The sequence below is a fragment of the Pseudomonas sp. S1_E05 genome (assembly GCF_056337105.1).
Map to the genome: position 1 here is coordinate 5102946 of NZ_JBFRHM010000001.1, position 13793 is coordinate 5116738.

11 protein-coding genes are annotated in these 13793 nt (G+C 60.3%); 4 read left to right on the forward strand and 7 right to left on the reverse strand.

Annotated elements, in window-relative coordinates; translation table 11 throughout:
* Positions 1–13 precede the first annotated feature (13 nt).
* Both AB4N33_RS23565 and AB4N33_RS23570 read right to left on the reverse strand, forming a co-directional pair.
* Positions 14–2020, reverse strand: a complete 2007-nt coding sequence (locus AB4N33_RS23565; RefSeq protein WP_476458349.1) for a patatin-like phospholipase family protein — start codon at positions 2018–2020, stop codon at positions 14–16.
* A gap of 267 nt (positions 2021–2287) precedes the next feature.
* Positions 2288–3457 (reverse strand): MFS transporter, encoded by a 1170-nt coding sequence (locus AB4N33_RS23570; RefSeq protein ID WP_476458350.1) that lies wholly within the window; start codon positions 3455–3457, stop codon positions 2288–2290.
* 230 nt (positions 3458–3687) lie between these two features.
* Here AB4N33_RS23570 and AB4N33_RS23575 point away from each other — a divergent pair, with 230 nt between their 5' ends.
* The gene (locus tag AB4N33_RS23575) at positions 3688–4521 is read left to right on the forward strand and encodes an EamA family transporter (protein WP_476458351.1); all 834 of its coding nucleotides are present in this window, start codon (positions 3688–3690) and stop codon (positions 4519–4521) included.
* 50 nt (positions 4522–4571) lie between these two features.
* Positions 4572–4955: an MAPEG family protein gene (locus AB4N33_RS23580; protein ID WP_476458352.1), complete on the forward strand. Its 384-nt coding sequence runs from the start codon at positions 4572–4574 to the stop codon at positions 4953–4955.
* A gap of 93 nt (positions 4956–5048) precedes the next feature.
* Here the strand turns inward: AB4N33_RS23580 and mltA are convergent, their stop codons facing one another.
* Entirely contained in the window at positions 5049–6233 is a 1185-nt protein-coding gene (gene mltA / locus AB4N33_RS23585) for a murein transglycosylase A (protein WP_476458353.1), read from the reverse strand.
* Between the two features lie 128 nt (positions 6234–6361).
* Between mltA and AB4N33_RS23590 the strand changes: the two genes are divergently transcribed.
* Positions 6362–6811 carry a c-type cytochrome gene (locus tag AB4N33_RS23590; RefSeq protein ID WP_476458354.1) on the forward strand — a complete coding sequence of 150 codons (450 nt, stop codon included), beginning with the start codon at positions 6362–6364 and terminating at the stop codon, positions 6809–6811.
* A 47-nt stretch (positions 6812–6858) separates the two neighbouring features.
* Here the strand turns inward: AB4N33_RS23590 and AB4N33_RS23595 are convergent, their stop codons facing one another.
* From AB4N33_RS23595 to AB4N33_RS23610, 4 genes are all read right to left on the reverse strand, one after another.
* A complete protein-coding gene (locus AB4N33_RS23595) occupies positions 6859–7254 on the reverse strand; it encodes a DUF1090 domain-containing protein (RefSeq protein ID WP_476458355.1) in 396 nt (131 codons plus the stop codon).
* 95 nt (positions 7255–7349) lie between these two features.
* Positions 7350–9026, reverse strand: a complete 1677-nt coding sequence (gene ligB / locus AB4N33_RS23600) for an NAD-dependent DNA ligase LigB (protein WP_476458356.1) — start codon at positions 9024–9026, stop codon at positions 7350–7352.
* Positions 9027–9200: 174 nt separating this feature from the next.
* Positions 9201–10391, reverse strand: a complete 1191-nt coding sequence (metK, locus tag AB4N33_RS23605) for a methionine adenosyltransferase (protein ID WP_460120123.1) — start codon at positions 10389–10391, stop codon at positions 9201–9203.
* Positions 10392–10409: 18 nt separating this feature from the next.
* Entirely contained in the window at positions 10410–11405 is a 996-nt protein-coding gene (locus tag AB4N33_RS23610; protein ID WP_460120125.1) for an ArsR/SmtB family transcription factor, read from the reverse strand.
* A 259-nt stretch (positions 11406–11664) separates the two neighbouring features.
* On the opposite strand from AB4N33_RS23610, the gene tkt reads away from it, so the two are divergent.
* The gene (gene tkt / locus AB4N33_RS23615; RefSeq protein WP_476458357.1) at positions 11665–13662 is read left to right on the forward strand and encodes a transketolase; all 1998 of its coding nucleotides are present in this window, start codon (positions 11665–11667) and stop codon (positions 13660–13662) included.
* Positions 13663–13793: the final 131 nt, after the last annotated feature.

Here is a 13793-nt window from a genome sequence, read left to right on the forward strand (position 1 = left end):
TTTCGGGGGGCGGTTACACCCCGGGAATCAGCCACGCGCGAGCCTGATCGACCGTTGTCGAGTTGAACGGTAGCGACGAGGAAGGGAAGGTGCGCGAAACATATTGATCGGCGATCCGGCGCAACACGGCATTAAAACCATGGCTGTCCTGGGCTTCACGCAAATCGGCAATGGCCCCATTCAGGAGCTTGACGTTCGAATTCGGCTGGTCGAGTCGATACAGCGAGGGGTAGATCACTTCGCGAATGAAGTTCTCGCTTTTGGTGACGATATCGCGCAGGCCCATTTCCTTGATCGCCGCGCTCAACACCATCGACTTCAGCCCGGTTGCTCCGGCATCCAGGCGTTTGACGGTTTGAAGCAGCAACATATACGCCGGATCATTGCCGTGGTTGAGCTTTCTGGCCAGCCAATCGATTTTCCCGGGGGCGTCACCGAGCTGATCCAGTGTGTGCATGGCATCGCGTGTAGGTGCGTCGAGTGCAAGGGAACCCTCCTTCGTTGTGGCGGTGGCATCGGTCAGGGCTTGCTTCAAGTTTTCCAGCGCCTGTTGAGCATGCTGCCGGAACTCGATGACTGCCGCTGATTCCGGATCATCGAGCAGTTCGTCGGCGGCTGCTGCGAACATCGAATCGTCCAGTGCCAGCAGTGCTCCGCCTATGGAGCTGAAGCGGTAGGTTTCGCTGTCCTCATGGCGCTCCAGGTACCGTTGCACATCGATGTGCAGTTCTTCCTGCAAATGATTTTTCAGCTCTGTCGCCATGTTGAAATTGACGGTGCCTTGCAACGTACCCGTGAAGTTGCCCCGTTCGGTCTTCAGTCGAACGCTGACGATACTGCCGGCAAACCCTTTGATGGCATCGGTTTGGTGTGCGTGCCGGGCTGAATAGGGCGCGCCGATAAATTTGTCGGCGACTGCCGAGAGCAGTGTGCCGCGATCTTTCTTCTTGCCGGCGCCCCCACTCTGGAACTTGAGTATCAACTGCTCACTTTCGGGAATCGCACTCATCGCGAATTGTGGTTCATACAGGTCCATGATCGGCGTGTTGAGCATGATGCCGCCGTCCTGAAACGATGTGCGCTCTCCGTCCACCTGAAATGGCAACTGTTGCTCAGAGGGCTTGGCAAAGACAACCGGCAGCGAGCCTGAAATATGGGCTGCGCGAGCCACGTCCATGTCTGGGGTCAGGCTGGCGTTGAATACCACCATTTGCGGACGCCCGTCGAACATGGCGGTCCCGGTGATGTGCAGTTGCTTGATTTCGGGCAGGTCCTTGCTCAGCGTCGCCAGGTCGCCAAACGTTACGTAGCCGTTGGTTTTCATGTTCTCCAGGCAAGTGCGACTTGCCTGCGAAAGTGGCTGTCGGTCGTTGAGCGCCTGATTGGCACGCGACAGGACCGACTCGACCATTTTTTCGTGAATCAGAACCTCCAGCGGCGAGGCCTTGGATTGCAGGCGGGGCATCAGGTCGCACAACAGCCGCCCGATACTGCCGACCTTGCCTGGAATCTTCACGATGCCTCGGCCAACCGCAGAGCTGGCGTGCTGTATCGGTCCCAGTACTTTGCTTTGACTGTCGAGCAGTGACACGAGGTTGGTTTCGTCCGACATCTTGTCGAAGTCCGCGTGAGTCATGCCGCTGGCCAGAAACGCCGCAGAAATTGCCCCGGCGGATGATCCCGACAGGATGCGCAGGGTGCCTATGGTCTGGCTTTCCTCCAGTGCCTTGACCATTCCGGAGAATGCCACGCCTTTGGCGCCGCCGCCGCTGAGCACCAGGCGATCGATGGGTGGACGCTTGAGGTCCATTTCGATCACACCGTTTTCAAAACGGCGAATCGACAGGTTGCGATCGGTCAATGAGTGCACCAGGGTTTCAGATCGGCCCTGACCGACGTGTGCCGCCCCCTTGATGAAGTCACTCCAGTCAGTGTTCGTGGTGCCTGCCGATGAGCGCTGAACCGGTGTTTGCGGCAAGGAAATTGGGGGAATGGCGGGGGAGAGGGTGAGGCGGGGCATGGTGTCTCGTCCGTTGAGTGTGCTGGTAGAGGCGGCACTCTAGACGAGTTGAGAGGGGGTGAGCGCATGGAGCAATGAGTTGCTACATATGCCCGCATGCCGGTTCATGACGTCGCTGGAAAAGTGCTGAAAGGCTCTGGCCTGGGCCTTTCAGCAGTGGTTTAGCAAGCAGAGGCAGACGCCTGAGGACAGGTCATACAGCTTGCGTCCAGATTGCCTTGAAGTTGAGCAGCGCGTTTCTGACTGGCTGTCGGATGGTTTGCTCGCTCAACCGGTGACATCGAACGCCGCTGCGGTGCGACGTTGTCGATAAATGAAATACAACGCAGTCAGCACCGTGAGGCCGCTGACCAGCGCGCCGGTCCAGGGCAGGTCAGCCAGGTCGGCGCCGCTGGCAACCACCAGGCCTCCGACCCAGGCGCCCGCCGCATTGCCGAGGTTGAAGGCGCTCTGGTTCAGGGTTGAACCGAGATTCGGTGCCTCATGGGCCTGATCGATGATCAACAGTTGCAGGATCGGGCACAGGGCGAAGGCAAAAATCCCCCACAGCACCAGGGTGATCGCTGCCGGGATCACCGAATGGCTGGTCTGGGTGAAAGCCGCCAGCACCAATACCACCGCCAGGGCCATGCCCACCAGCGAAGGCAACAGGCGACTGTCGGCCAAGCGACCACCGAGCATGCTGCCGGCGGTCAGGCCGACGCCGAACAACAGCAACATGATCGTCACCCCGTGGGGGCTGACGCCGGTGATGTCCTGCAGGATCGGCGCGATGTAGGTGAACACGCTGAACAGGCTGGTCGAGGCCAATACGCTCATACCCAGGGCGAGCAGTACGTTGGCCTTGCCCAGCACCTTGAACTCGCTGGCCAGGTTGGCCTTGTCCATGGTGATGTGCTTCGGCAACCAGGCCCATTGCGCAATGGCGGCAATCACACCGATCACCGACACCGCCCAGAACGTCGAGCGCCAGCCGGCGTATTGTCCCAGTGCGGTGCCCAGTGGCACGCCGAGCACGTTGGCCAGGGTCAGGCCGGTGAACATCATGGCGATGGCCTGGGCCCGTTTGTTCGGTGCCACCAGCCCGGCGGCTACCACCGACCCAATGCCAAAAAATGCGCCATGGCACAGCGCGGTCACCACACGAGCCGCCATCAGTGTGGCGTAGTTGGGTGCCAGTGCGCAGAGCATGTTGCCGAGGATGAACATCAGTGTCATACCCAGCAAAGTGGCCTTGCGTGGCATGTTGGCGGTGCCGACGGCGAGGATCGGTGCACCGAATACCACGCCCAGGGCGTAGCCGGTAATCAGCAGTCCAGCGTGGGGAATGCTGACTGCGAGGTCGCGGGCGACATCGGGCAGCAGCCCCATGATGACAAACTCAGTGGTGCCGATGCCGAACGCGGCGACAGCGAGGGCAAGCAAGGCGAGGGGCATGCGCAAGGTCTCTTTTCTATAATCTTGACGCTACGATCAGGCAAGCGCATGCCCGGGGCCGTTATCTTGAGAAAAACGGACCGAGGCAGAAATTATTGGAATTGGTCTGTGCGTAACTGAGTGCGGCGTGGTCGCTTGCAGTATAAACAGCTGCCGAAATATGGCGAATCAATTCTCCCGTCTCCTTGTTCCTGCAGGGAGGGGGTGGGGCGAGCAAAAAGGAGTCTGCCGTGCTTGCAACGGCTTTGGTGTTGGTAGCGGCGTTGTTACATGCGGCGTGGAATACGCTGATCAAGTTCAGCGCTGAACGGTTGCTGGTGGTGGCCTGCATGGACAGCGTGGCGCTGTTGTTCGTCGCGCTGATGCTGCCTTTCGTGACGTTGCCGCCGCTGCAAATCTGGCCGTGGATCCTGGCGTCGGCGGCGTTCGAATTGCTCTATCGCTATTTGCTCATCCAGGCCTATCGGGTCGGCGACCTGGGGCTGGTCTATCCATTGATGCGCGGCCTGTCGCCTTTGGTGGTGCTGGCACTGACGCTGATTTTCGCCGGGGAAGTGCTGACCCATCAGCAGATCTTCGGCATCCTGCTGATCCCCTTCGGCATGCTCTGTCTGCTGTGGCAGGGCGGTGGCGGGGCGCGGTTGCCATGGTCGATGTTGCCTGTGGTGGCGCTGATTGGCCTGTGCATCGGCTGCTACACCTTTATCGATGGCCAGGCCTTGCGGCGCTGGTCGCACCCGCTGGACTACCTGGTCTGGGTCAACCTGCTCAGCGCCTGGCCGTTTCCATTACTGGCACTGGTGCGCAAGCGTCCGGCCTTCATGCTGTTCTGGCTTGAACAGTGGCGATTGGGCCTGGCGGTCGGGTTTTGCGTGTTGTTCAGCTACGCTCTGGTGCTGTGGGCGATGCAGTTGGGGTCGATTGCCGAAGCTGCGGCCTTGCGCGAGATCAGTGTGATTCTGGTGGTGCTGTTTGGTATGCGCTACCTGAAAGAACCTTTCGGTCGACCGCGGCTCTTAGCCTGTGGGCTGGTGTTGATCGGCATGATGGTCATGAAACTCTGACCCGCCAAATTATTGCCTCCATACCTGGAAGCCAACAAGGGATGACGTTTATGAATGTAGCGCTGTGGTGCGTCTTGATTGCTTTTTTATTGCCGTATCTGTGCACGCTGGTGGCCAAGGTCAGCGGGGGATACCGGCTGAGTGACAATCACGATCCCAGGGATTTTCTCGAATCGCTCGAGGGTTTCGCCCGGCGTGCGCATGCGGCGCAGTTGAACAGTTTTGAGATCGCCCCGGCGTTTGCGGCGGCTGTGATCGTTGCGCACCTGGTGGGTAACGCCGAACTGGTAACGCTCAATGTCTTGTCGGTTCTGTTCATCACCAGTCGCTTGCTCTACATCATTTGCTACCTGGCGGACTGGGCGATCCTGCGATCGTTGGTCTGGTTTGTGGGTATGGGTTTGGTTGTCAGTTTCTTTGTGGTGTCTGCCTGAATCTGTGCTGTTGCGCGCAACCTCTCGCGAGCAGGCTCGCTCCCACACGGGGCCGGTGGATCCAGTACCCGTGTGGGGCTAGCCCGCGAAGATTCAAGGCTTGGCCTTGACCTCATCCGCCACCTGCGGCACTTGGGGCAATGCCGCGCCTTTGGGCCAAAGCATCCAGATCTGCCCTTGTTGTTTCATGTCGCCCGCCAGTTGTCCGGCTGCCTCACCGGTGCCCCAGAACAGGTCTGCCCGGACCTCGCCGGTGATTGCACCACCGGTGTCCTGTGCCGCCACCGGACGAACCAGCGAGGTGCCGTCTGGTTTGGTGGTGGATAACCACATCAGGCTACCCAGTGGAATCACCTTGCGGTCAACGGCTGCGCTGTAGCCTGCGGTGAGCGGAACGTTCAGAGAGCCGCGAGGGCCCTCGTTGCTGTCCGGGTTGCGAGTGAAGAATACGTAGCTGGGGTTGCTGCCGAGCAGTTCGGGAATGCGTTGTGGATTGGCCTTGGCCCAGGCGCTGATCGCGCCCATGGTCACGTCTTCTTTTTTCAGTTCGCCCTGTTCCACCAGCCAGCGGCCAATCGGTCGATAGGGATGGCCATTCTGATCGGCATAGGCAATTCGAAGTTGGCGACCGTCGTCAAGCTGGACGCGGCCTGAACCCTGGATTTGCAGGAACTGCAGGTTCATCGGGTCGGTCAGCCACGCCACCACTGGCGCCTTGACCCCTTTGCTTTCAATCGTGGCCGCATCATCGTATGGCTTGAGCACGCGGCCTTCGAGTCTGCCGCGCAGGCGTTTGCCCTTGAGCTCCGGATAGAGGCTGTCGAGCGCGACGATGATCATGTCCTCGGGCACGCCGTACACCGGGATGTTCGCCACCGCCGTCTGGGTCAGGCTGCCGGGGTAGACCGGTTCGTAGTAGCCGGTGATCAGGCCGTTGGGATTGTCATTGGCGGCGCGCAGGCCGTAGACGTCGAGGTGTTGCTTGAGAAAGCCGCGAATATCGTTGGCGGTTTGTGGCACGTTGGCGGCAGCGGCGCAGGTCGAGCCCCAGACCGCATCGGCCTTGAGTCGGGTGCAGGCGCTGCGCCATGAACCGAAACCCGCGATCAGATCGTCATCGGTGACGACGGGCAGGGCTTCCCAGGAGGCGCTGGCGTATGTGGCCAGGGCGTGGGTCTTCGGCTGTTTGTTATCCCCGCCGGTGCAGCCCGCGAGTACGGCGACCATCGGCAGTGTCCACGCGAGGTGGGCTCGCCATGCCTTGAAACGGCTGTTCATGAAATCATTCCTGAAGCAGTTGCCCGGGCGCTTCGCACGCTCAGGCAACCCTTATTGTTAATAGGGGTATTGGTGTTTGACGGTGACGCGAGGATACTGGCCGCCGTTTTCAGCGACCTGAAGCCACCATGACTTTTAAAAAAATTTGCGTTGTATTGCTGGCCTGCCTGACGTTGTCCGCGTGCGGAGGCGTCGACCCGAATTCGCCGCTGGGTCAGCGTAAGGCGATCTTCAAACAGATGCTCAAGACCGGTGAAGACCTGGGCGGCATGTTGCGTGGGCGCATTGCGTTCGATGGTGACAAATTCGCCGAAGGGGCCGTGAAGCTCGATGCGTTGTCCCACGAGCCGTGGAAGCATTTCCCGCAGGTGCGTGAAGAAGATCACACCAGCGCCAAGGATGATGTCTGGCAGAAGCAGGCACGCTTCCAGGAAATGGCCCGCACCCTTGAGGCGGCCACCGGTGAATTGGTGATTGCCAGTAAAGTCCAGCCTTACAAGGCCAGTAATCTTGGCCCGGCGGTGCAGAAAGTCGAAGATGCCTGCAGTGCGTGCCATAAGGAATTCCGCGATCATTGACGGGCGATGCGAGTGACGCCTGCGACGAATGCCGTCACTCGCCATCTTCATTTGTCCAGTTCATCCAGTGCGTCCTGCAGTTCCTTGCGGGACTCTGCCAGCTTGTCCTTGCGCTTGTTGATCTTCTCGGGATCACCCTTGTTCATGGCTTTTTCGAGGTCCGCCTGACGCTTGCTGACTTCGTGCCGTGCGTCCAGCACCTTGTTCTCCCGTTCTTTTTTCAGGGAGGTATCGGTGCAATGGGTGGTGACTTCACTCAGGGCTTTTTCGAGGCCCGCCTGTTGATCGGTATTGCCCTGGCTTTTCGCCAGTTCGAGCTGGTTGACGATGTTCTGTTTCTTGGCGGCGCAACCGGTCAGGTCCGGTGCTTGTTCGGCGGCCATCAGTGGAGCCGCCATCACGCCACAAAGGGTCAACAAGGCGAGCGGTGAAAGAAATTTCATGAAAGCTCCATGTGCAATATGCAATCGGTCGATGCGGCGATGGGCCTTTGAGCCCACCGGTAACTTTGGGTTCCCGGTGGGGCGGGCTATCGCGGTCAATGGAAACCGTCGATCCCTGCCGCGCGTAATGTCTCGCTCAAGGCCAGCACCTGCGGGTCGCGAAAAAAGGCGCTTAACTGCGCCGCGCGTCCCGGGCCTATACCGGCCTCGGCCTGCCATTGTGCGGTGTTTCGTTGAGCCAACGCCTGCCATGAGTCAGCAAGTCGTGCCTGGCCGGTCGGCGGTAATCCCAGGGCTTTGAGCCAGCGCAAAAAAGGACGCTGGCGGGCACTCTTGAAGCTGTTTAAAAGACGAGCCGTTTGGCGCTCGCCGAAGCCATCAATGGTAGCAAGCTCCTGAGGGTCGAGGGTCAACCAATCCAGCAGGCCGTCGAGTTGACCCGTTTCGAAAAGTTTCTCCCAGGTGCCAGGGCCGACATGGGGTAAGTCCAGTCCCTGCTTGCCACTGAGCCAGGCCAGTCGAGCGAGAAACTGGCTCTCGCATCCTGGCGCCGGCTGCCAGCAACTCAGCGGATGAAAATCGGCGCTCAGCGGTACGTCCAACGCCATGCGCTCGACCGCACGCAGTACCACGCCGTCCAGCCTTGGGATGGTGAGCCCGGCCAGGCTGATGGACACCTGGTCCCCGGGACGGATATCCAGTTCTTGCCAGCGTCGCAGGGAACTGACGCTCACCCGCTTGATCTGCCGGTCATCGAGCATCACCGGTTTGAGTACCAGCACCGGCGTGATTTTCCCGGTACGGCCGATCTTGAACTCGACTTTCCGCACTTTGGCCAGCGCCTGGGCGAAGGGGTACTTCCACGCGACGGACCAGTAAGGCGGTTTCGCTTGCCAGCGCTCGGCCGAGGAGCGTCGGCTCTGGCGTAAAACCACACCGTCACTGGCAAAGGGCAGAGGCGAGCGATACCAGTGATCGCGCCAGTGCTCGGCGTCGGCGAGTGACCGAACGGGCTGGCTGTAAGATGCCGTGCCAGGGAAACCCAGTCGGTCGAGTGCGTCGATGCGCGAGGGCAAGTCGACGGGTCCTTTGGGCCAGTCCCAGACAAAAAGCCCGATATTGGCGGCCTGTCCAGGTGCGAGGGTCTTGCGGGCCATCAGGCCCGCCACGGTACTGCGGGCAAAGAGACTGCCTGCACTGGCTTGTACATGGTTGGTCAGGCGTAAATAAAGCTCGCCTTGCACCAGCACGTCCAGCGGCTGTGTCAGTTGGCCGGGGATGGCGGGGATTTTTCGTGCCGCAGGCGTCCAGTCCTGCCCGCTCTGGCCGTCGCCACGACTGATCACCTGATGCAGTGCGCCTTTTCGGTAGATCAGGGTCACGGCCACTCCATCCACCTTGGGTTGTATCCAGATGTCCTTGCGGTCGCGCAGCCAATCCTCGACCTCTCGAGGATCGTGGAGTTTTTCCAGGCCGGTATGGGCGATCGGGTGGGCGAGCTTGCCGCCGGCGGTGCGTAACGGTGGTGGCGCGGGGCCGGCGGCAAAACACTCACGCCATTCGATCAGGCGCGAACGGGCTTGATCGTAGAGTTCGTCGGCCACCATCGAATGACCGTCGCGGTGGTAGCTGGCGTCCCACGTGTCGATCTGTTTTTGCAGGGCGGTGATTTCGCTGAGGCCCCGAGCGATTGGCCAGTCCGGGCAATCGGTCGCGTGGGTCGTTGTGCAAAGCAGCGGCAGGATGAAGGCGTAGAGCAGTCGTAGAAGCATCTTGAGCATCCTTGCTCGATGGGGATGCTTGAAGGTTAGTCAGGAAATTTGGCAGGGGACGGTGGGTGTTTTGCCTGGTGTTTCATTCGCCGGCACTGCTCGCTCCTGCAGTTTTGGAATGAAAAAGCCCCGCACGGCGAACCGTGCGGGGCTTTTGGTATCGCCGGGAAGGTCTTACAGGCCGGCAGCCGAACGCAGGTCGTCGGCGCGGTCGGTTTTTTCCCAGGTGAAGGTGGTGAAGGTGTCTTCGCCCACGGTCTTGGTCGCCGGGGTGCGGCCGAAGTGGCCGTATGCCGCGGTGTCCTGGTACATCGGGTGCAGCAGGTCGAGCATGGTGGTGATTGCGTAAGGGCGCAGGTCGAACACTTCACGAACCAGCTTGATGATTTTGTCATCGCTGATTTTGCCGGTGCCGAAGGTGTTCAGCGAGATCGAGGTTGGCTGAGCCACACCGATCGCGTAGGAAACCTGGATCTCGCAACGCTCGGCCAGGCCGGCCGCCACGATGTTTTTCGCCACGTAACGACCCGCGTAGGCTGCCGAACGGTCAACCTTCGATGGGTCCTTGCCGGAGAACGCGCCACCGCCGTGACGGGCCATGCCGCCGTAGCTGTCGACGATGATCTTGCGACCGGTCAGGCCGCAGTCGCCCACCGGGCCACCGATGATGAACTGGCCAGTCGGGTTGATGTGGAACTGGGTGTCCTTGGTCAGCAGTTCGGCAGGCAGCACGTGCTTGACGATCAGTTCCATCACGCCTTCGCGCAGGTCCTTGTACGACACTTCAGGGTTGTGCTGGGTCGACAGAACCACGGCGTCGATACCGACAACCTTGCCGCCTTCGTAACGGCAAGTCACTTGCGACTTGGCGTCCGGGCGCAGCCAAGGCAGCAGGCCGGATTTACGGGCTTCGGCCTGACGCTGCACCAGTTGGTGCGAGAAGGTGATCGGTGCTGGCATCAGCACGTCGGTTTCGTTGCTGGCATAGCCGAACATCAGACCCTGGTCGCCGGCGCCCTGATCTTCAGGCTTGGCGCGGTCTACACCCTGGTTGATGTCTGGGGACTGCTTGCCGATGATGTTCATCACGCCGCAAGTGGCGCCGTCGAAGCCGACGTCGGAGCTGGTGTAGCCGATATCGCAAATCACATCGCGAACGATCTGTTCCAGGTCGACCCAGGCCGAGGTGGTGACTTCGCCTGCGATGATCGCCACGCCGGTTTTTACCAGCGTCTCGCACGCTACGCGGGCGAACTTGTCTTCAGCAATGATGGCGTCCAGCACAGCATCGGAAATCTGGTCGGCGATTTTATCCGGATGCCCTTCGGACACGGACTCGGAGGTGAAGAGGGAGTATTCGCTCATCTCGATGTTTTCCTGAATTTACCGATGGTGAGTGTCGCCAGTTGGCCGCTGAAAATGGCGGACCTGAATCTGGAAACCATTACGTAAGCCTACATAGAGGCTTTCCCCGGGAACGAGTCCCGCAGCGGTGGCCCAACGGGCCAAGTCGTCCTGTTCAAACCCCAACCAAAGATCACCGCAGGCCTCCCTGGCCCAACTCTGATTGTGGCTGCATAACTCTGTCACGAGCAGGCTACCACCGGGTTGCAGCAGGCCAGCCATGTGCTTGAGCGCATCGGCCGGTGCGGCAAAGTGGTGCAGCACCATGTTCAGTACCACGCAATCGGCCTGCAGGCTGACGCCTGTCAGTGCATCGGCCAGTTGCAAGCTGACGTTAGCCAGCGTTTCACGTTCACACACCTGGCGTGCCAGCTCGAGCATGGCCGGGCTGTTGTCCAAAGCCGTCACATGATTGAAGCGGCGCGCCAGTTCCGGCAGGAAAGCGCCGTCGCCGGGACCGACTTCGATGGCGGTGGCGCCTTCGTTGAAGCTCAGCTTGTCGAGCAGGGCCACAACGCTTTCGCGGTACTGTGGCAAGCCGGCAATCAAATCCTGCTGGGCGCGAAACTTCTCCGCCACCCGAGCGAAAAAATCCTGACTGGCCGCTGCTCGCTGGCCATGGACCTGACCGATCCGTGACTGCACGTCGGCAGGCAGGGTCAGGATATCCACTTCGTCGAGCAGCGCGGCGTGCAGCTTGCCGCCCAATTGCTCGGTATGCGGCAGGGCGCGGCGATAGAAGATCGCGTTGCCCTCGCGGCGAGTTGCCACCAGACCGGCCTGGGCCAACACCTTGAGGTGATGGCTCATGCCCGACTGGCCGATGCCGAAGATCTGTGCCAACTCCAGTACGCCAAACGAATCGTTGGCGAGCGCGCGCAGTACATTCAAACGCAGCGGATCGCCGCCGGCCTTGCACAGGGCGGCCAGTTCGTCGCAATCGTCATGTTGAATGGAAGGCACGCGCAAGTTCATAGGGCCAGCAGTCTAGTGACGGTAAGTAAGTGCCGCAAGAGCAATATCAAAAAGTTTTGATATTGCTCGATAGATGGCACTTCTCCGGCTGGCCCTCACTCTACAAATGGTCAGCGGAAAGGTTTCACCAGGCGAATGAGAATTTATCCGGCGGAAAAACACGCCCGGATGCTTATCTGTCATTGCCCCAAGCGGGTCGGTGAGGGAAAATGCTCGCCTTTTTTCCGTTTCGTTTTATTCAAACCCTAGGAGATCAGCGATGCCCAGCCGTCGTGAGCGTGCCAACGCCATTCGTGCCCTCAGCATGGATGCCGTGCAAAAAGCCAACAGCGGCCATCCCGGTGCCCCGATGGGTATGGCGGATATCGCCGAAATACTGTGGCGTGACTACCTGAAGCACAACCCGAGCAATCCATCGTTCGCCGACCGTGACCGCTTCGTGCTGTCCAACGGTCACGGTTCGATGCTGATCTACTCGCTGCTGCACCTGACTGGCTATGACCTGTCGATCGAAGACCTGAAAAACTTCCGTCAATTGCACAGCCGCACCCCGGGTCACCCCGAGCTGGGCTACACCCCTGGCGTCGAGACCACCACCGGTCCACTGGGTCAGGGTCTGGCCAACGCCGTGGGTTTTGCCCTGGCGGAAAAAGTGCTGGCGGCGCAGTTCAACCGTCCCGGCCATAACATTGTCGATCACCATACCTACGTGTTCCTGGGTGATGGCTGCATGATGGAAGGCATTTCCCACGAAGTTGGCTCGCTGGCCGGCACTCTTGGCCTGGGCAAGCTGATTGCCTTCTATGATGACAACGGCATTTCCATCGACGGCGAAGTCGAAGGCTGGTTCACCGACGACACGCCAAAGCGTTTCGAAGCATACAACTGGCAGGTGATCCGCAATGTCGACGGTCACGATCCTGAAGAGATCAAGACTGCCATCGAGACGGCGCGTAAAAGTGCGCAGCCAACACTGATCTGCTGCAAGACCACCATCGGTTTCGGTTCGCCGAACAAGCAAGGCAAGGAAGACTGCCACGGCGCCCCGCTGGGTGACGCGGAAATCGCGTTGACCCGTGCGGCGCTGAAGTGGAATCACGGTCCTTTCGAAATCCCGGCCGACATCTATGCCGAGTGGGACGCCAAGGAAGCCGGCCGCGCTGCCGAAGCCGAGTGGGATCAGCGTTTTGCTGCCTATTCCGCTGCTTTCCCGACCGAAGCCAATGAGCTGATTCGTCGCCTGAGCGGCGAGCTGCCGGCTGATTTCAGCGACAAGGCCGATGCCTACATCGCGGAAGTGGCCGCCAAGGGCGAAACCATCGCCAGCCGCAAGGCCAGCCAGAACACCCTGAACGCCTTCGGCCCGCTGCTGCCTGAATTCCTGGGCGGCTCGGCCGACCTGGCCGGTTCCAACCTGACCCTGTGGAAAGGTTGCAAAGGTGTCACCGCAGAAGACGCGAGCGGCAACTACATGTATTACGGCGTTCGTGAGTTCGGCATGACCGCGATCATGAACGGCGTTGCCCTTCACGGTGGCCTGGTGCCTTACGGCGCGACCTTCCTGATGTTCATGGAATACGCCCGTAACGCGGTGCGCATGTCGGCGCTGATGAAGCAACGCGTGATCCACGTCTACACCCACGACTCCATCGGCCTGGGCGAAGACGGCCCGACGCACCAGCCGATCGAGCAACTGACCAGCCTGCGCAGCACGCCTAACCTGGACACCTGGCGTCCAGCCGACGCCGTTGAATCGGCGGTGAGCTGGAAGTCTGCGCTGGAGCGCAAGGATGGCCCGTCGGCGCTGATCTTCTCGCGTCAGAACCTGCAACACCAACCCCGTGATGCCGGCCAGATCGCCGATATCGCCCGTGGTGGTTATGTGCTCAAGGACTGCGCCGGCGAGCCGGAGCTGATCCTGATCGCCACCGGTTCCGAAGTCGGCCTGGCCGTTCAGGCCTGTGACAAGCTGACAGAGCAAGGTCGCAAGGTGCGTGTGGTTTCCATGCCTTGCACCAGCGTGTTCGATGCTCAGGACGCCAGCTACAAGCAAGCAGTCCTGCCGTTGCAGGTGGGTGCCCGTATCGCCATCGAAGCTGCTCACGCGGACTTCTGGTACAAGTACGTGGGCCTGGAAGGTCGCGTCATCGGCATGACCACCTACGGCGAGTCGGCTCCTGCTTCGGCGTTGTTCGAAGAGTTCGGTTTCACCCTGGACAACATCCTGGGTCAGGCTGAAGAGCTGCTGGAAGACTGATCCAGAAAGTGTGGTGCCTGAACTGGCGCCGTCGCGGGCAAGCCCGCTCCTACAGGTCCTGTTTAATCCCCTGTAGGAGCGGGCTTGCCCGCGATAGCGATCCGTCAGGCACCACAATACTGACGGATTCA

What these genes read in the sequence shown, in the direction of transcription:
- AB4N33_RS23565 (WP_476458349.1), bottom strand. Translation starts at nt 2,020, where the DNA reads ATGCCCCGCCTCACCCTCTCCCCCGCCATTCCCCCAATTTCCTTGCCG.
- AB4N33_RS23570 (WP_476458350.1), bottom strand. Translation starts at nt 3,457, where the DNA reads ATGCCCCTCGCCTTGCTTGCCCTCGCTGTCGCCGCGTTCGGCATCGGC.
- AB4N33_RS23580 (WP_476458352.1), top strand. Translation starts at nt 4,572, where the DNA reads ATGAATGTAGCGCTGTGGTGCGTCTTGATTGCTTTTTTATTGCCGTAT.
- mltA (WP_476458353.1), bottom strand. Translation starts at nt 6,233, where the DNA reads ATGAACAGCCGTTTCAAGGCATGGCGAGCCCACCTCGCGTGGACACTG.
- AB4N33_RS23590 (WP_476458354.1), top strand. Translation starts at nt 6,362, where the DNA reads ATGACTTTTAAAAAAATTTGCGTTGTATTGCTGGCCTGCCTGACGTTG.
- AB4N33_RS23595 (WP_476458355.1), bottom strand. Translation starts at nt 7,254, where the DNA reads ATGAAATTTCTTTCACCGCTCGCCTTGTTGACCCTTTGTGGCGTGATG.
- ligB (WP_476458356.1), bottom strand. Translation starts at nt 9,026, where the DNA reads ATGCTTCTACGACTGCTCTACGCCTTCATCCTGCCGCTGCTTTGCACA.
- metK (WP_460120123.1), bottom strand. Translation starts at nt 10,391, where the DNA reads ATGAGCGAATACTCCCTCTTCACCTCCGAGTCCGTGTCCGAAGGGCAT.
- AB4N33_RS23610 (WP_460120125.1), bottom strand. Translation starts at nt 11,405, where the DNA reads ATGAACTTGCGCGTGCCTTCCATTCAACATGACGATTGCGACGAACTG.
- tkt (WP_476458357.1), top strand. Translation starts at nt 11,665, where the DNA reads ATGCCCAGCCGTCGTGAGCGTGCCAACGCCATTCGTGCCCTCAGCATG.